At 65.0% G+C, this 18327-nt stretch carries 15 protein-coding genes; 13 read left to right on the top strand and 2 right to left on the bottom strand.

The annotated features are described in order from the left end of the window. The first annotated feature begins 62 nt into the window (after positions 1 to 62). The 6 genes from OU995_RS26190 (at position 63) to OU995_RS26215 (ending at position 7323) form a co-directional block, all read left to right on the top strand. Positions 63 to 1091, top strand: coding sequence for a zinc-binding alcohol dehydrogenase family protein (locus tag OU995_RS26190; protein WP_267833094.1), 1029 nt, complete (start codon positions 63 to 65; stop codon positions 1089 to 1091). 141 nt (positions 1092 to 1232) lie between these two features. Further along, on the top strand, positions 1233 to 2258 hold the full coding sequence (locus OU995_RS26195) for an ABC transporter substrate-binding protein (protein WP_267833095.1): 1026 nt from the start codon (positions 1233 to 1235) through the stop codon (positions 2256 to 2258). 45 nt (positions 2259 to 2303) lie between these two features. Further along, positions 2304 to 2768: a DUF2946 family protein gene (locus OU995_RS26200; protein WP_267833096.1), complete on the top strand. Its 465-nt coding sequence runs from the start codon at positions 2304 to 2306 to the stop codon at positions 2766 to 2768. Positions 2769 to 2883: 115 nt separating this feature from the next. Then, positions 2884 to 5298, top strand: a complete 2415-nt coding sequence (locus OU995_RS26205) for a TonB-dependent receptor (protein ID WP_267833097.1) — start codon at positions 2884 to 2886, stop codon at positions 5296 to 5298. Positions 5299 to 5386: 88 nt separating this feature from the next. After that, positions 5387 to 6115 carry a phasin family protein gene (locus OU995_RS26210; protein ID WP_267833098.1) on the top strand — a complete coding sequence of 243 codons (729 nt, stop codon included), beginning with the start codon at positions 5387 to 5389 and terminating at the stop codon, positions 6113 to 6115. 596 nt (positions 6116 to 6711) lie between these two features. After that, positions 6712 to 7323, top strand: coding sequence for a DUF642 domain-containing protein (locus OU995_RS26215; protein ID WP_267833099.1), 612 nt, complete (start codon positions 6712 to 6714; stop codon positions 7321 to 7323). Positions 7324 to 7469: 146 nt separating this feature from the next. Here OU995_RS26215 and OU995_RS26220 read toward each other — a convergent pair whose 3' ends face one another. Beyond that, positions 7470 to 8969 (bottom strand): carboxypeptidase M32, encoded by a 1500-nt coding sequence (locus OU995_RS26220; protein WP_267833100.1) that lies wholly within the window; start codon positions 8967 to 8969, stop codon positions 7470 to 7472. Positions 8970 to 9206: 237 nt separating this feature from the next. After that, a complete protein-coding gene (locus OU995_RS26225; protein WP_267833101.1) occupies positions 9207 to 9689 on the bottom strand; it encodes a YqaA family protein in 483 nt (160 codons plus the stop codon). A gap of 43 nt (positions 9690 to 9732) precedes the next feature. On the opposite strand from OU995_RS26225, the gene OU995_RS26230 reads away from it, so the two are divergent. The 7 genes from OU995_RS26230 (at position 9733) to OU995_RS26260 (ending at position 18327) form a co-directional block, all read left to right on the top strand. Next, positions 9733 to 10668 carry a substrate-binding periplasmic protein gene (locus tag OU995_RS26230; RefSeq protein WP_267833102.1) on the top strand — a complete coding sequence of 312 codons (936 nt, stop codon included), beginning with the start codon at positions 9733 to 9735 and terminating at the stop codon, positions 10666 to 10668. 152 nt (positions 10669 to 10820) lie between these two features. Then, a complete protein-coding gene (dusB, locus tag OU995_RS26235) occupies positions 10821 to 11948 on the top strand; it encodes a tRNA dihydrouridine synthase DusB (RefSeq protein ID WP_267833103.1) in 1128 nt (375 codons plus the stop codon). Further along, positions 11945 to 12178 carry a helix-turn-helix domain-containing protein gene (locus OU995_RS26240; protein WP_058934140.1) on the top strand — a complete coding sequence of 78 codons (234 nt, stop codon included), beginning with the start codon at positions 11945 to 11947 and terminating at the stop codon, positions 12176 to 12178. Before dusB ends, OU995_RS26240 begins: the two co-directional genes overlap by 4 nt. 56 nt (positions 12179 to 12234) lie before the next feature. Beyond that, a complete protein-coding gene (gene purH / locus OU995_RS26245) occupies positions 12235 to 13815 on the top strand; it encodes a bifunctional phosphoribosylaminoimidazolecarboxamide formyltransferase/IMP cyclohydrolase (protein ID WP_267833104.1) in 1581 nt (526 codons plus the stop codon). Between the two features lie 514 nt (positions 13816 to 14329). After that, entirely contained in the window at positions 14330 to 14872 is a 543-nt protein-coding gene (locus tag OU995_RS26250) for a porin family protein (protein WP_267833105.1), read from the top strand. A gap of 482 nt (positions 14873 to 15354) precedes the next feature. Continuing rightward, positions 15355 to 16740 carry a group II intron reverse transcriptase/maturase gene (gene ltrA / locus OU995_RS26255; protein ID WP_267833106.1) on the top strand — a complete coding sequence of 462 codons (1386 nt, stop codon included), beginning with the start codon at positions 15355 to 15357 and terminating at the stop codon, positions 16738 to 16740. Positions 16741 to 16917: 177 nt separating this feature from the next. Beyond that, the gene (locus OU995_RS26260; RefSeq protein ID WP_267833107.1) at positions 16918 to 18327 is read left to right on the top strand and encodes a coniferyl aldehyde dehydrogenase; all 1410 of its coding nucleotides are present in this window, start codon (positions 16918 to 16920) and stop codon (positions 18325 to 18327) included.

Genomic DNA, 18327 nt, shown 5'->3' on the forward strand with positions numbered 1-18327 from the left:
TGCCCAAAAGCGGAGGATGACGGCCATTCCTTCTGACAACCCACCCCATCTCCGGAGTTCCCATGAAAGCTGTTGGTTATCTCAAGAATCTGCCCATCACCGAGCCTGAGTCGCTGATTGATCTGGATCTGCCGATGCCCATGGCGGGCCCCAAGGATCTGCTGGTGGAAATCCGTGCGGTGGCGGTGAACCCGGTCGACACCAAGATCCGCAAGAACCGCCCGGCTGCCGAGGGCGAACCGGTGGTGCTGGGCTGGGACGCTGTGGGCCATGTGCGGGCCATGGGTCCTGAGGTGACTGGCTTTGCCGTGGGTGACCGGGTCTGGTATGCGGGTGACCTCACCCGCCCCGGCAGCAATGCCCAGTTCCAGGCGGTGGATCACCGCATCGTCTCCAAGGCGCCTCAATCCCTGAGTGATGCCGAAGCGGCCGCGCTCCCGCTGACTGCCATCACCGCCTGGGAAATGCTGCATGACCGTCTGCAGGTCCGCCGCGACACCCGCGAGGTCAGCCTGCTGGTCACTGGCGCTGCCGGCGGCGTGGGGTCCATCCTGGTGCAGTTGGCCCGCCAATGCGCCCACCTCACCGTGATTGGCACCAGCTCCGACCCGGACGGTGCTGGCGGCGACTGGCTGCGTGAATTGGGGGCTCACCACGTGATCAACCACCGCCAGCCGCTGGCTCCGCAAGTCGCGGCGCTGCAGGCGCAGGGCGTGCCGCCGGTGCGCCATGTGGCCAGCCTCACCCACACGCCGGCCCACTATGCCGACCTGGTGGACCTGCTGGAACCGCAAGGCCAGTTGGCGCTGATTGACGACTTTGCCGGCACCGATGTGGACGTCATGGCCCTCAAGCGCAAAGCACTCTCCCTGCACTGGGAACTGATGTTCACCCGCAGCCTCTTCAACACACACGACATCCAGGAGCAAGGCCGCCTGCTGGCCGAGGTGGCCGGCTTGGTGGATGCGGGCCAGGTGCGCACCACACTGGCGGAGGTGCTGGGCCCCATCAACGCCCAGACCCTGCGCCGCGCGCACGAGCTGCAAGAGAGCCAACGCCAGCAAGGCAAGCTGGTGCTTCAGGGTTTCTGATAGCCCCTCGATTCGTGAAACCTTACCGCCCCCTGACAGTGGGGCGGCCTTCTCCCGGGAAAACCTGGGTGACCGCATTGCGCACACAAGCGATACCTGAGCCCCTCGAAAAACAATGCCGAGATGGCGAGGGATATTGGGATGAGCGTTCGATCTCAGGAGTCCGGTGCGGCGCGCCGGCGTGCGCAAGTGGGGCCGATGATGGTGGTGACGGTGCTGATGGCGCTGGGCCTGGTGGGCCTGGGGACAGCGGCGCGGGCGGCCACCATTGGCGTCATTCTTCCGGGCAGTTGGCCCAGCGTGCAGCAGGCCGAGGCCTTGCAGCAAGGCATGACGCTGGCCCTCAAGACCTGGCCCGGGGATTCGGTACCGACGCTCATCGTCAAGGACAGCGCCTGTGATGCACGCAAGGCTGAGCTGGCGGCGGAAGAACTGATCCAGGCCAAGGTGGACATCGTGCTGGGCAACTGGTGCGAGATCGGCAATGGGGCGGACCGACTCAAGGCCGCCGGCATTCCGCTGATCTCCAGCAATGCCGAGCGCGTGCCGGGCAAGGAACTGCAGGTGCAGTTGGGCCGCATCGAGTTGTATGCAGCGGAACGCATCGCCACTGAACTGCGCCGCGAGACCGGGCTGCGCATCAGCGCGCGCACCTCCTGCTGGCTGGATTTCGAAGCGACCTTGAGTGAGCGGGTGGATGCGGTGCTGTGCCCGGTCCTGGCCGTTGACAAGACCCGCTGGGACCAGGTGGCCAACACCTATGCGGCGGCATTCCGCAAGCCGATCTCGCCGTCGGCGGCCCGTGGTTATGCGGCGATGGAACTGGCGCTCAACTACTTGCGCCGCGCGAAGGGGGGCAAGGTCACGGCGGCCCTGCGGGACACCCAGGCCAGCACCACCCTCTTCGGCCCGGTGCCTGCGGCGGACGCTCCGGCCCCGACCACGGCGCTGCAACTCGTGTTTGCGCAGCACCTGCCCAAGATGGGCCCGCAGGCCACGCAGACCTTGGAGAAGCTGGTCAAGTCCAAGGGCTGCGGATGCCCGGGCGGCACCCTGCGTGACGGTTGCCCGAAGGATGGCAGCCCCTGGAGCGACATGCCCTTTGTGGTGCGCGGAGGCGGCACACCGGCGGCCTGCTCCACGGCCATCAGCGTGCTGGAGCTCTGAACGAACCCTGAGGGTGCCGGAGGCGCAGCCCTCTAGAATCCGCCCATGCGTCTGACCCGCGGTTCCAAGTTCATCACTTCCTGGGTGGCCTTATTGGCCCTCCTGATGATGTCCTTGGCACCGCTGGTGTCGCAGGCCATGGGCGCGAACCGTGCGTGGCTGGAGGTCTGCGGCGCCACGGGTCCGAAGTGGGTACGGGTCGGTGTGGATCTCGGAGCCCGTCTGTCTGCGGAGGCACACGCAGACGCAGACGCAGACGCAGGTGTGACCGCTGATGCGGACCTGGGTGGGGTCGATTCCCCAAGCCCCGGCCAACCTTTCGCGGCAGACCCCATGGGCCACTGCCCTTACTGCTCCTTGCATGCCGACACGCTGGGCATGCCCCCATCGCCGCTGGTCGTGCTGCCGCTGATGCCGCTGCGTGATGTACCGCCGGCCTTTCTCTCGGCGCCCTCCACGCTCCATGCCTGGCGCACGGCCCAAGCTCGGGGCCCTCCTCTTTCTGCCTGACGGCTCGTTGACCGAGCCTGTGATGTTCCGGATGGCCAGGTGATGAGCCTGCCCGTCCCTCTCATGCATCCGCGTCCTGCCCCGGAGAGCAGCGAACGCGTCAGACAGGATCCACATGAACAAGACCTTGCTCATGGCCGCATTGGCCACGGCTTATCCCTTCGCCCCTGCCGCGCATGCGCAGGCGTCCATCCCTTCTGCGGCCACCGTCTCATCGGCCGCCACCAGCTCCGAGACGGAGACTGGCTCCGCCCCTGTGACCGCTCCGCAGGCTGATGCGGACACGCCGGTCAAGAAGCTCGGCATGGTGGTGGTGAATGGCAGCCGGCCCAGTTCCCGGCCGATGAACATTCCGACCACCACGGAGAGCATCACCGCCGCCGAGATCAACCGGCAGATCAACGCCACGGACAGCGAAGATGCGCTGAAGTACTTTCCCAGCCTGCTGGTGCGCAAGCGCTACATCGGCGACTACAACCACGCCATCTTGTCCAGCCGTGCCTCGGGCACGGGCAACAGTGCGCGCTCGGCGGTGTATGCCGACGGCATCCTGTTGTCCAACTTCCTTGGCAATGGGGTGGGTGGGCTGAGTTTTCCGCCGCGGTGGAACCTGGTCACGCCGGAAGAGATCGAGCGGGTGGATGTCATGTATGGCCCGTTCTCGGCGGCCTACCCTGGCAACTCGGTGGGTGCGGTGGTGGACTACCTGACGCGTTTGCCCAGCCGTTTTGAAGCGCACGTCAAAACCAGCTACGTGCTGCAACCCTTCAAGCTCTACAACACCAACGAGAACGAACACGCGTGGCAGACCAGTGCCTCGGTGGGCAGTCGATCGGGCGACTGGTCGTGGTGGGTGAACTTCAACCACACCAACAGCCTGGGCCAGCCCATGACCTTTGCCACGCGGCTGCGCAGCGTGGGCACGGCCGGCAGTGGTGGCACGGCTGTGACCGGTGCGGTGGCGGGAGCCAACAATGCCAACCAGCCCTGGTCCGTGCTGGGCACGGGCACCCAATACGACACCCGGCAAGACCATGTGAAGCTCAAGCTGGCTTACGACCTGTCTCCGACGGTGCGTGCCAGCTACCTGCTGGGGGTGTGGCAGAACAACTCGGACGGCAACTCCAAGAGCTATCTCAAGGATGCCAACGGAAATCCCGTCTACAGCGGCGCGGTCAACTTTGGTGGATTGCAATACACCGGCTCCCAGGCGCTGACGGGCGGGGACTTTGCCGTGACGCGAGAGGACCTGGTGCATGTCATGCAGGGGCTCTCGGTGCTGAGCCATACCGGTGGTGTGTGGGACTGGGGGGTCTCGCTCAGCCAATACGACTACCGCAAAGATCAGAAGCGGCAGAACGCTGCGAGCAACCCGCAACCCCAGGCGCTCACTGGCGGTCCGGGCACGCTGGCGGACGGCCACGGCACGGGCTGGACGACCGTCAGCCTGCGTGGCACCTGGCGCCCGACGGCAGACCATGTGGTGGAGATGGGTGCGCAGCAGGAGCGCTATGAACTTCGCTACCGCACCACCTCTTTGAGCGGCAACTACCTGACTGAGGACACCGGCACGCTGGCCAGCAACGTGCAGGGGGACACCCGGCTGCAAAGCCTCTACGCGCAAGACGCCTGGAGCCTGTCGGACCGTTGGAAGGCCGTGCTGGGCCTGCGGGCGGAGCACTGGACGGCCACGGATGGCCGCACCGATTTCTCATCGGCCTCCTCCAAGGTGTATGCCTCGCGCTCCGTCAATGCGCTCTCTCCCAAGGCGGCGCTGTCGTGGCAATGGCGGCCGGACACGGTGATCAAGGCATCGGTGGGGCGTGCGGTGCGGATGCCCACGGTCTCTGAGCTGTACGGTGCCACATCAACCACGGACTCAGAATACATCAACGACCCGAATCTCAAGCCGGAGAAGTCCTGGACCGGCGAGCTCAGCGCAGAGAGCAACTGGGGCCCATGGACCTCGCGCATGACCTTCTTTGCGGAGGACACCCACGACTCGCTCTACTCGCAGACCGTGGTGGATGCCACGGCCAACAAGAAAATCAGCCGTGTCCAGAACGTGGACCACATCAGCACCACGGGGCTGGAGGCGACCTTGTCGAGTGCGGACGGGCTGGTGAAGGGGTTGGAGCTCTCGGGCAGCCTCACCTATGCCGACTCCAAGATCAAGCGCAATGCGGGGTTTGTGGTCACGCCGGGCGACACGGTGGGCAAATGGCAGCCCAACATTCCGCGTTGGCGGGCGACGGTGGTGGCCAGCTACCGCTTTGATGAGCGCTGGACGGCCACCCTGGCGGGTCGTTACAGCGGACGGCAGTATCGGACGCTCAACAATGCGGATGTTCAGGGTGACACGTACCAGGGCGTCAGCAAATTCGCCACCTTGGATGCGCGTGTGCTCTATCGGTTCAACCGGCAATGGAGTGCAGCGGTGGGCATCGACAACCTGAACAACGACCAATACTGGAACTTCCATCCGTATCCGCAGCGCAGCTACACGGCTGAACTGCGGTTTGATCTCTGACTGCGCGAGTGTCGCGCCACGAGCCCAGGCGTCCTATAGTCCGGGCTGTGGCGCCTCAAGGCGCTGAAGCACTGCACGAGGAATGTCCATGGTCAAGAAGGTGAAGAAGACTGCCGGCAGCCAGCCGCATGCGGAGGCCGCGTCGGCGGAGGCCACGTCGGCGGGGCCGGGCCTGCTGGACAGCCAGTTCGGGCAATTGGTGAAGGAATCGGCGCAGCAGATCTGGTCGGCGGGTCTGGCGGCATTTGCCAAGGCTCAGAACAACAGTGGCAAAGCGTTTGACTCGCTGGCGGCCGAGGGAGAGCGCCTCCAGAAGAAAACGCAGGCCAGCGCCGAGGAGCGCTTGGGGACGGTGGCTTCGCGCATGTCTGACATGGCGGGCGAAGTCGGCACCCGTGCGGGCCAGCACTGGGACAAACTGGAATCCATCTTTGAGGACCGCGTTGCCCGCGCGCTCCACCGCCTTGGCGCGCCCAGCGCCAAGGACCTGGAGATCCTCCACGACCGTCTCGACGCCTTGACCCAGGCGCTGCAGGCGCGTGGTGGCGAATGGCCCACGGCCAAGGTCACGAAGACCGTCAAGCCGGTGAAGGCGGCCAAGGCGGAGAAGGCCGTCAAGCCGGCCAAGCCGATCAAGGCGGCCAAGACCAAGCCTGCAGGGCCCAAGTCGGCCAAGGTGGCGGATGTGGCGAAGGCGGCCGCCCCGTCGGCCAAAGCAGCAGCGCCCCGCGCCAAGAAGGCAACGCCCCTGGCCAAGACCACGAAGCCCGTTGCGGCCAAGAAGGCTCCTGCCACGCCGACTCGCGCCAAGCGCTGAGCGCTGAGCGCTGAGCGTTGCTCGGCCACCAGTGCGCATAGGAAGAAACGCTCGGCGCCTCACTCAACCCTCGCCGCACGGCTCGACTTCGCCACACGGCTCAACTTCGCAGCACCCCTCGGTACACCGAGGACGGGAGGGCGAGGGGTTTTTGCGCAGGCAAAGGCCCCTCGCCCTCGCGGCCAACGCGCCGGCCTCCGCAGGGCCTGGCAGCGCAACACCCTCCACGCCCCCCACACCGCTCCGCCTCGAAACGCCGCTTCGCAGCACCCCTCGGTACACCGGGGACGGGAGGGCGAGGGGTTTTTGCGTAGGCAAAGGCCCCTCGCCCTCGCGGCCAACGCGCCAGCCTCCGCAGGCCCTAGCAGCCTCCAAAGACAAAACCAAACCCGCCACCAGCCCCCAACCACCCCGGGCGAAATACGCACAAACAACAACAACCCACGCCCCCCCACGCGCAACCCCGCGTGTACTCCATCACGATCCCCCCTCCCACCCCCATCGCCCAGGGGGGTGCCCCGCAAGCCCTGGCACCGAACAATCGCATCTCAACACACGCGACATCTCGTTGCGCGAGAGAAACTGCACCAAACGCCATGAAGCGCCTCATCGCCGCCACCCTGATTGCCCTGCCCCTGGCCGGCTTTGCCGCCACTGACGACAACCTCCTCGTCAACGGCAGCTTCGAATCCAACGTCCTGCGCAACGGAACGTGGGCCAACTTTGGCAGCATTGACGGCTGGACCGTGGGCAACAAGGGCGTCGAAGTCCGCGACAACATCTCCGGCAGCGCGCTCGACGGCCAGAACTTCGTCGAGCTCGACTCCACCGGCAACAGCAGCATCAGCCAGAGCTTTGCCACCGTCGCCGGCTACACCTACGAACTCAGCTTCTCCTACGCCAACCGCCCCGACAACCGAGGCGCTGCCAGCAACGGCATCAGCTGGAGCGTGGGCAGCCTCTCCGGCACCGTGGGTCAGAACACCTCCACCAGCTGGGCCACCTACACCACCACCTTTGTGGGCACTGGTGACGTGATGACCCTCAGCTTCGCCGGCATCGGCCGCAGCGACTCCTACGGCACCTCCCTGGACAACGTCAGCGTCTCCGTGATCTCCACCGTCCCGGAACCGCAGTCTTACGCCCTCATGCTGGCAGGCCTGGGCACGGTCACGCTGCTCTCGCGCCGCCGCCGCCGCAACACCTGATCCATCAGCAGGACGCGTTGGGACACCTCTCACGGGGTGCTGCGCAGTTCCCGCCCCACCCGAGGGCACATGCAAAAGGGCATCCATCCGGATGCCCTTTTTGCTGCATGCCCGCCCGAGCGCTCACCGCGCCCGGCCGGTTGGCGTCACCCCAGATACCGCGACTCCAGATGCCGCCGGAAATGCGCGGTGTTCAGTGGTTCCCCGCTGGCGCGCTGCACCAGCTCCGGCGTCTCCCACCGGCTGCCCTGCTGCCAGATGCGGTCTTTCAGCCAATCAAAGACCGGCCCCAGCCGCCCCTGGGCGATGTCCTCATCCAGCGTCGGCCGCTCCCGTCGCATCGTTGCAAACCACTGCGCCGCATACATCGCACCCAGCGTGTAGCAGGGGAAATAACCAAACAGCCCCGCCCCCCAATGCACGTCCTGCATGGGCCCGTCGCGGAAATTGCCGCGCGTATCCAGGCCCAGCAGCTCCTGCATCTTGGCGTCCCACAAGGCCGGGATGTCTTCCACCTCGATCTCGCCTTCCATCAGCGGACGCTCAATCTCATAACGCAGGATCACATGCGCCGGATAGGTCACCTCATCCGCATCCACACGGATGTAGCCCGGGGCCACGCGTGTCATGAGCCGATGCAGGTTCTGCGCCTTGAACCCCGGCTGCTGACCCAGATGCCGCTCCACCAGCGGCTCCAGCAGACCGGCAAAACCGGGATGCGCCGCCAGTTGCATCTCGAACGACAGGCTTTGGCTTTCATGCAGCCCCATCGACCGCGCCGCTGCAATCGGCAGCCCCATCCACGCGCGCGGCAGGTTCTGCTCATACCGACCATGCCCCGTCTCATGGATGGTGCCCGTCAGGCTCTGCAGAAAGCTGTCCTCGCGATACCGCGTGGTCATGCGCACATCTTCCGGCACGCCACCGCAGAACGGATGGGTGCTCTCATCCAACCGCCCCGCTTCGAAATCGAACCCGAGCAAGGTCATCGCATCCAGCCCCAGCGCCCGCTGCGCCGCTGCCGGAAACGGCCCTTCCGGCTGCAGCACGGTCTCTCCGGCCTGCCGATCCATCACTTGCCGGATCAGGCCCGGCAGCCATTGCCGCAGATCGCCAAACACCCGGTCGACCTCGGCCGAACGCATGCCCGGTTCGTACTGATCCAGCAGCGCGTCATAACGGCTCAACCCGCTCGACTCGGACAGCAGCCGGGCCTCTTCCCGCGCGAGCCGCACCACCGGCCGCAGGTTCTCCACGTAACCCGCCCAGTCATTCACCTTGCGCTGGCTGCGCCACGCATGCTCGCAATGAGAGTTGGCCAGCGACTTGGCTTCCACCAGACGCTGCGGCAATGCATTGGCCGAGCGCCAGACCCGCCGCATTTCGCGCAGCGAGGCCCGCTGTACATCGTCCAGCGGCTCCTGCTCGGCGCGGTCGAGCAAGTCCTTCAGTGCCGGGTCGGTGCTCAGTTGATGCAGCAAGCCATCCATTTCGGCCAGGGCCTCGGCCCGCGATGGCGCACCACCGGCCGGCATGAAGGCCGCCTGGTCCCAGGACGCCATGGCGTGAAGATGCTGCAGTCGGTGCTTGCGCCGATGGCGCTGGCACAGGTCGTCGTAGGCCGGCGTGCTGGCGGGTGGGGTCATGCGGGGTCTCCTGTGGCTCGCTGCTGCGGATAGGGTGGGATCGGGGTGACTAGGGATGCGCCGCCCGGAGGCGGGTCGTCCTGGCATTGTGGGGGCGTCAGGCCCCTTCGCCACACTCCCCCGAAAGTATGGAGTTCATGCAACAACCCGGCAGCCTTTGGGCGGCGCTGCCCCTCATGGCGTCTCAGCTCAGCCGCACCAAGGGCTCAGGCGGTCCCCAGGTGGGGCATCCCAGCATCACGGCAGGACATACAGCCCTACCGCAGTCATCACCACATAACGACCAAACTTCCCGATGGCCATGTAGAAGACACAAGGCCAGAACGGCAGCCGCAACCACCCGGCCAGTGCGCATAGCGGATCACCCACGATCGGCAGCCAGGACACCAAACAGGCCTTGGCGCCAAAGCGCCGCAACCAGCCCAGCACACGCTGGTCCCGCGGGGTGTGATGGACGGCGGCCTCATAGGCACGCTCAGCGCCCCACCCCATCCACCAACTGATGGCGCCGCCGATGGTGTTGCCCACGGTCGCCACCAGAATCGCCGGCCAGAAAAGTTCCGGTTTTTGATGCACCAGCAACAGCACCAAGGGTTCCGAGCCCAGCGGCAGCAGCGTGGCGGAAACCAGGGCCACCACAAACACCGCCCCCAACCCGACTTGCGGAAGCGCGAGCGCCTCCAGCATCAGGTCAATCATGTGTTGCAGCCAAGCTTCCATGCGTGGGATTATCCGAAACAGTCAGGTCATTACTGAGGTCTTCATGTTTTTGCGCAGCCTTGGGGCTTCATCGCTGATGAGGCTCTGTGCGGTGTTCGCCACGCCGTGGATGCTGGGTGTCTCCCCGGTGGTGTCCACGATGGTGACCGTGCTGGCCGTGACGTCTTCTCTCGATGCGCAGGCACAGGCGAGCCCACCCACCGTGACGGGCCCATCGGCAAACCCAATGCCCGCCCCCAACAGCACTGCGGCGGGCATGGCCTGCACCCAGCTCATTGCCTCCGGCAATCCCGAATATCCGCCCTACCTATGGCGCGCCACCGAGGACGACTCGCGGCTGGTGGGCGCCAATGCGGAGCTGATGCAATGGGTGGCCCGCGAAATCGGCATTCCCATCGAAACCCGCTATGTGGGCCCGTGGGCCCGCGTGCAGGAAGAAGCCCGTGCGGGCCGCATCGACCTGATTGCAGGCGCATTCTTCACCCTGCCACGCACCGAATACATGGATTACTTCCATCCCGCTTTCCGGGAGACCCGGTCAGTGGTGTTCACCCGGGGCAGTTCATCGCTCAACTTCAAGCGCTGGAGTGACCTCTCCGGGCACCAGGGGGTCACGGTCATCAACAACAGCTTCGGCGTGGAGTTCGACCAATACGCCCGTCAATCGCTGAAGATCACCCAGGTGGCCAGCGTGGAGCAGGCCATCCAGATGCTGCAGCGCGGGCGGGCGGACTATTTCATCTACGAAGACACACCGGCCGAGGCCTATGCCGCACGTGCGGGCGGCGCCAGCATCCGCCCGTTGCTGCCGGCCGTGGCGCATGAGGGGCTCTACCTCACCTTGTCTCACCGCTCCCGCTGCAATTCCGCCGAGTTGCGGGGCCGGCTGGCCCGGGCGATCTACAAGCTGTCCCAGGATCGGGTGATGAACCGCTTCATCGAGCAAGGCATCCAGCTCTGGAAGCGCCAGACTCCTTGATGCCTTGATGCCCAGATGCCGTGAGGCGCTGAGGCACTGATCCCCCCGATAGGGGACGAACTCTCCAGGATTGCGTCAAAAGCCCTCCCCCAAGGGACGGGGCAGCTAGCGTGACAGCGCTATACTTCTGCCTCTTTTTTGTGCAGTTCCCCATGCCCACGCCACCGCCCGGTCCCCTGACACTGGGCCCTTATCGTCTGCCCAACCGATTGTTCGTTGCCCCCATGGCGGGTGTGACGGACCGGCCTTTTCGCGTCCTGTGCAAAAAGCTTGGAGCGGGTTATGCGGTGAGCGAAATGGTGACCTCGCGCAAGGACCTGTGGAACAGCCTCAAGACCTCGCGCCGGGCCAATCATGACGGGGAGCCCGCGCCGATCTCGGTGCAGATTGCCGGCACCGACGCGCAGATGATGGCCGAAGCGGCCGCCTACAACATTGACCGCGGGGCGCAGATCATCGACATCAACATGGGCTGCCCCGCCAAGAAGGTCTGCAACAAGTGGGCGGGTTCCGCGCTGATGCAGGACGAAGCGCTGGCGCTGGAGATCATTGACGCGGTGGTGGCGGCCTGCGCCCCGCGCGGTGTACCGGTCACCTTGAAGATGCGCACCGGCTGGTGCCAGGCCGAGAAGAATGCGGTGCGGCTGGCCCGTGCGGCAGAACAGGCGGGCGTGGCCATGGTGACGGTGCATGGACGCACCCGCGAGCAGGGCTACAGCGGCCATGCCGAATACGACACGATCGCTGCGGTCAAGGCCGCGCTGTCCATTCCGGTGGTGGCCAATGGCGACATCAGCACCCCGCACAAAGCGCGGGAGGTGCTGGCTGCCACCGGCGCCGATGCGCTGATGATTGGCCGCGCGGCCCAGGGCCGCCCCTGGATCTTTGCGGAGATCGCTCACTTCCTGGACACCGGCGAGCTGCTGCCGGCGCCGCGCATCGCGGATGCCAAGCGATGGCTCATTGAGCATCTGCACGACCATTACGACCTGTACGGTGAACTCACCGGCATGCGCAGCGCCCGCAAGCACATTGGCTGGGCCGTGCGTGAACTGCCGGGGGGTGAAGACTTCCGCCGCCGCATGAATGCGCTGGAGCGCTGCGAAGACCAGGTCAGCGCGCTCAGCCATTGGCTGGACGCGTTGGCGCAGGACCATGAACGCCTGCCCTATCTGGCCACGGCCGCCAATGACGAGGGCGAGACCGACGGCAGCAGCAGCGGCACCGACGACAACAACGACAACAACAGCGAACACGAAGAAAGAAGGCTCACGGCATGACGCCCAAACCGATCGAGGCCTGCGTACGCGAGAACCTGGAAGCCTATTTCCGGGATCTCGGCGGCGAGGCGCCCCACTCCATGCATGAAATGCTGATCCGCCTGGTGGAGAAGCCGCTGCTCGAAGTGGTGATGCAACACAGCGAAGGCAACCAGAGCAAAGCCGCCGAATGGCTGGGCATCAACCGCAACACCCTGCGGCGCAAGCTGGTGGAACACAAACTGATCTAGTGGATCGGCGCGAAGCGCCGCCGCACGGATGCAAAGAATTTTCTGAAGGACTGTCCATGTCACAACTCACCGCACTGATCTCGGTTTCCGACAAAACCGGCATCGTCGACTTCGCCAAGGCGCTGCATGCGCTGAATGTGAAGCTGCTTTCCACCGGCGGCACCGCCAAGCTGCTGGCCGATGCTGGCCTTCCGGTCACCGAGGTGGCGGACCACACCGGCTTCCCGGAGATGCTGGATGGCCGCGTGAAGACGCTGCACCCCAAGATCCATGGCGGCCTGCTGGCCCGCCGTGATGTGCCGGAGCATGTGAAGGCCCTGCAGGACCATGGCATTGCCACCATCGACATCCTGGCGGTGAATCTGTATCCATTCGAAGCCACCGTGGCCAAGCCCGGTTGCACGCTGGAAGATGCCATCGAGAACATCGACATCGGCGGACCGGCGATGGTGCGCAGCGCCGCCAAGAACTGGAAGGACGTGACCGTCCTGACCGATGCCCAGCAATATGCACAGGTGCTCGAAGAGCTGAAGACCCACGGCAAGACCAGCGACAAGACGCGCTTCGCCTGTTCGGTCGCCGCGTTCAACCGCATTGCCCAGTACGACGCAGCCATCAGCAACTATCTGAGCGCGCGTCAGGATGACGGCTCGCTCTGCGCCTATCCCGCGCAGATGAACAGCAGCTTCATCAAGGTGCAGGATCTGCGCTACGGTGAGAACTCGCACCAGACCGCCGCGCTCTATCGCGACCTCTATCCGGCGCCCGGCTCGCTGGTGACGGGCAAGCAGCTGCAAGGCAAGGAACTGAGCTACAACAACATTGCCGATGCCGATGCGGCCTGGGAATGCGTGAAGAGCTTCGAGGCCCCGGCCTGCGTCATCATCAAGCATGCCAACCCCTGCGGCGTGGCCGTGGCGCCCAACGCGGCCGAGGCTTACAGCAAGGCCTTCAAGACCGACCCCACCAGCGCCTTCGGCGGCATCATCGCCTTCAACCGCGAAGTGGATGGCGCTGCGGCGCAACTGGTGGCCAAGCAGTTTGTAGAAGTGCTGATGGCACCGTCGTTCAGCGAGGAAGCGCGGCAGATCTTTGCTGGCAAGGCCAATGTGCGCCTGCTGGAAATTGCGCTGCCTCCGGGCGGTGACCGTCCGTGGGACCAGGGCCGCAATGCTCAGGACGTCAAGCGTGTGGGCTCGGGCCTGCTGGTGCAGACGGCCGACAACCATTTCCTGTCGAAGGCTGACCTCAAGGTGGTCACCACGCTGCAACCGACCGCGCAGCAACTGCAGGACCTGATGTTTGCCTGGACCGTGGCGCAGTATGTGAAGAGCAATGCCATCGTCTTCTGTGGCGACGGCATGACGCTGGGTGTGGGTGCGGGTCAGATGAGCCGCATCGATTCCGCTCGCATCGCATCGATCAAGGCCGACAACGCGGGCTTGACGCTCAAGGCTTCGGCCGTGGCCAGCGACGCCTTCTTCCCGTTCCGTGACGGCCTGGATGTGCTGGCCGACGCCGGTGCCAGCTGCGTGATCCAGCCGGGCGGCTCCATGCGGGATGACGAAGTGATTGCTGCAGCAAATGAGCGCGGCATTGCCATGGTGTTCACGGGTGTGCGGCACTTCCGGCACTGATACGGCAGTGATACGGCCCGGATACAGCCCGGATACAGCAGCCATTTCCCTTTGATTGGACGCTGATTCGACCTCGACTGAGCTCGGAATCATGATTGAGAAACCAGACGTCCAATGACTTCTGGCACCCTGCTCCGATCGTCGTCAGGCCCGCCTTGTGCGGGCCTTTTTTCATTCCAGGCACGGCTTGCGCGGGCCCTTTTTCTTCCAAGCCCAAGGAGAGCGTCAGGTCTTGCCCGTCTCCACTGTCAAAAGCATCAGCGCGGACCACTCCAGGTCAGTTTCGACTGCAGAGGCTTCAACGACAGAAGACCTGCACCGGGAGTGCGATGCACAGACAAGACCCACAGAAGAGGGATACAACTGTCACGCTCTCGCACACATCGTCTCGCCCTCACAACTCGATGTGGATTAGTTGGCTTTAAGTAGCAAAGTGACATTGACCCCATTGTGTCGCTATTGATACCTTTCGCTCCCGCACCAGTCGGGTGCTGCTTTACCGAATCGAATCCATATGAAGAAGATTGCCCTCATCGCCGCCGCTCTGATGGCCGCTGGCGTTGCCCAAGCTCAGACCAAGGCCGCCACCTCGCCCTTCTACGGTGAACTCGGCTATGTCTTCCTCAAGACCGAAGTCGACCTCGGCACCGAAACCCCCAAGGCCAACCCCACTGCCATTCGCGCTATCGCTGGCTGGGACGCTCACCAGTACCTGGCCCTGGAACTGATGGTCGCCGGCGGCGCCTCTGACGACAAGTTCGACGGCTACATCACCACCGCCAAGGTGAAGAACTCCTACGGCGCCTTCCTGAAGCCCAAGTTCGCCCTGAACGAGCAATTCGAAGTGTTCGGCCGTCTGGGCTGGGCCAAGTCGAAGATCCAGCTGTCGGAACCCGGCACCACCCTGACCTCCAACGACAGCGATGTGGCTTGGGGCCTGGGCGCGACCTACAAGTTCAACAAGCAGTGGTATGGTTCGATGGACTACACCAACTACTTCGACAAGGACGGCGTGAAGGTTGACGGCTTCGCCATCAACGTCGGCTATCGCTTCTAATCCAAGCGAATCCTGGGGCCTGCGTCTTGCAGGCGCCGAGATGCCACAACAAGCCCGCCTCTGGCGGGCTTTTTCGTGTGCGCTCAGCATGAGCGCACTCTTGCGGGTGCAAGTCCCGCCGTAAGTTGATCACAGCGAACGAAGTGAAGCGCAACTGCATGAGGGTGACCGAGTGTGGGGAGGAAGCGTGGAGCGAAGCTGCGAGCCGATGGACAAGAACCGGATAGAAGGCGCTGCCGAGCAGGGTGAGCGGGCACGTAACCGCGAAGCTCTCGTGATCAAGGCGAGGCGGTGTAGATCCGGCGGTTGTGCAGTGAAAGAGTGCGTTCTTACCTGAGGAGACCTCGCCTCATGCCTGAAAGGGCGACGGCGCTGCCGGAGCGAGGAGTCAGCAGAGGTCGTAGTAGCTGGGTAGCGGGGTCGCCAAGGCCATCAGCGAGAGGCGAAGGACCGAACGAGAGTGAGTGACCGAGGACACGGGAATGTCAAAGGCCAAGCGTCAGATGCCGGAGCCATCAGGGCGTGCAGGCGTAGCGCACGGTGAAGCCGGGCGTGATCCTGCCAGCGACGAAGCCTGCGGCCCGATCCGTGAGCACCCGGGCACAGGGTCGGCAACACCGGAGGTTGGGGCGGGTCCCTTGCTGGCGGCGGCGCTGACAAGAGAGAGCCTGCAAGCGGCGTGGAAGCGGGTCAAGGCCAACAAAGGTGCGGCGGGTGTGGACGGGCTCGACATTGAGCACACGCGTCGCCTGCTGCAAACGAGTTGGCCGCAGATTCGCCAGGCGCTGCTGGCGGGGAAGTACCGGCCATCGCCGGTACGCAGGGTGATGATCCCCAAGCCAGATGGGAGCCTGCGCGAGCTGGGCATCCCGACGGTGACGGATCGGCTGATCCAGCAGGCACTGCTGCAAGTGCTGCAACCGCTGATCGATCGCACCTTCAGCAAGCACAGCCACGGGTTCCGACCGGGACGGAGTGCGCACGATGCGGTGAGAGCTGCTCGGGCCTACGTGCAGTCGGGCAAGCGCGTGGTGGTGGATGTGGACCTGGCGAAGTTCTTCGACCGGGTGAATCACGACATCCTGATGGACCGGCTCAAGAGACGCATCCCGGACGCAGCCGTGCTGCGGCTGATCCGTGCGTACCTGAACGCCGGGATCATGGATGGCGGGGTCAAGGTGGAGCGAGACCAGGGGACGCCGCAAGGGGGGCCGCTGAGCCCGCTGCTGGCCAATGTGCTGCTCGACGAGGTGGACAAGGCGCTGGAGGCGAGGGGCTACTGCTTCGCGCGCTACGCCGACGACTGCAACGTCTATGTGGGCAGCAGGAAGGCCGGTGAGCGGGTGATGACCTGGCTCAGGAGGCTCTACGGCAAGCTGAAACTTCAGATCAATGAAGCCAAAAGTGCCGTGTGCAGCGCCTTCGGGCGCAAGTTCCTGGGTTATGAGCTGTGGGTGGCCAAGGGGCGGGAGGTGAAGTGTGCGGTGGCCGTCAAGGCCCAGAACGACTTCAAGGCGCGCATCCGGCAACTCACACGGCGCTCTGGCGGGCGCAGCATGGAACAGGTCGTGCAAGGGTTGCGGCCGTACCTGCTGGGCTGGAAGGGCTACTTCCGGATGGCGCAGACACCCAAAGTCTGGCGCGAGCTGGACGAGTGGCTGCGGCACCGGTTGCGGGCGCTCCAGCTCAAGCAGTGGAAGCGCGGGCCGACCATTTACCGACAGTTGCGGGCCTTGGGGGCCAATCCTGCTGTGGCCCACCGCGTGGCGGCGAATAGCCGCCGCTGGTGGCGAAACAGCGCGAAGTCGCTCAACAACGTGCTCACGGTGGCTTGGTTCGACCGCCTTGGCGTGCCTCGTCTCTCATGACCTCAAGCTCTCGAACCGCCCGGTGCGGACCCGCATGCCGGGTGGTGTGGGAGGGGTTCAGCCCAGGGGCTGCCCCTATCCCGATTTTCAGCGCCCCACAGGTTGCTCCGCTTGGCGACGCCCGCTCCCGGCCTTACGCTTGAGCCCTGGCCATCACAACAACTTCAGAGGGACACCATGGACCAAAGCCTTCCAGAGCGCCTGCGCCTCGTGCTGGAACAGCAGCGCGCCGCGTTTGATCTGGAGCGCATGCCCAGCCTCGCGCAGCGCCGCGACCGGTTGGAGCGTCTGGAGCGCCTCACCACCGAACACCGCGCCGAGCTGCAGGCCGCCATGGCCCAGGACTTCGGCCACCGCGCCCATCAGGAAAGCCTGCTGGCCGACCTCTTCACCGTCGAATCCGGTGTCCGGCACGCGCTGAAACATCTCAAGTCCTGGATGGCCACCAAGCGCTCGCCCACCGCCTTGCACTTTCTGCCCGGCCGCAACCGCCTCATGCCCCAGCCCCTGGGGGTGGTGGGCATCGTCTCGCCCTGGAACTATCCGTATTACCTCGCCATGGCGCCAGCCCTGGCGGCCCTGGCCGCCGGCAACCGCGTCATGATCAAGCCGTCAGAGCTGACACCTGCCACCTCCGCGCTGATGGCCCGTCTTGTCGCCCAGTATTTCGCGCCGGAGGAAATGACCGTGCTCACCGGCGATGCCGATGTGGGCCGTGCCTTCACCGAACTGCCCTTCGACCATCTCTTCTTCACCGGCTCCACCCAGGTCGGCCGCGCCGTGGCACAGGCCGCCGCCCGCAACCTCACACCCGTCACCTTGGAGTTGGGGGGCAAGTCTCCGGCCGTGATCGACCGCAGCGCCGACATCGCCCAGGCCGCCGAACGCATCGCCTTCGGCAAGCTGCTCAATGCCGGCCAGACCTGCGTCGCGCCGGACTATGCGCTGGTGCCTCGTGAGCTGGTGGCACCGTTTGCTGACGCCCTGCTCGCAGCCATTCGCAAGCTGTATCCACGCATCGCAGGCAATCCGGACTACACCGCCATCGTCAGCCCGCGCCACCATGCGCGGCTGCTGGCGCTGGTGGAGCAGGCCCAGCAACAAGGCGCCACCATCCGCCGCAGCCATGACGAGCTGCCGACCGACCGCCGTATCGTGCCCACCCTGCTGCTGGACACCACCGCTGGCATGACGGTGATGCGCGAAGAGATCTTCGGCCCGCTGCTGCCCATCGTCCCCTATGACGCGCCGGCCGAGGCGGTGCGCCACATCAACGAGGGCGACCGCCCGCTGGCGCTGTATTGGTTCGGCAGCGATGACACCGCCCGCACCACCGTGCTGGAGCAGACCCATGCCGGCGGGGTGACCATCAACGACTGCCTCTGGCACCTGGGCCAGGAGGAGCAGCCCTTTGGCGGCGTGGGCGCATCCGGCATGGGCGCGTATCACGGCGTGTGGGGCTTCAACACCTTCAGCAAGCTCAAGCCGGTGTTCTATCAATCCGCGCTGGCAGGCACACGGCTCTTCTATCCGCCGTATGGGGCGACGTTTGATCGCCTGATGGCCCTGATGCGCAAGATCACCTGA

It is taken from the genome of Roseateles sp. SL47 (assembly GCF_026625885.1).
Lineage (GTDB): Bacteria > Pseudomonadota > Gammaproteobacteria > Burkholderiales > Burkholderiaceae_C > Roseateles.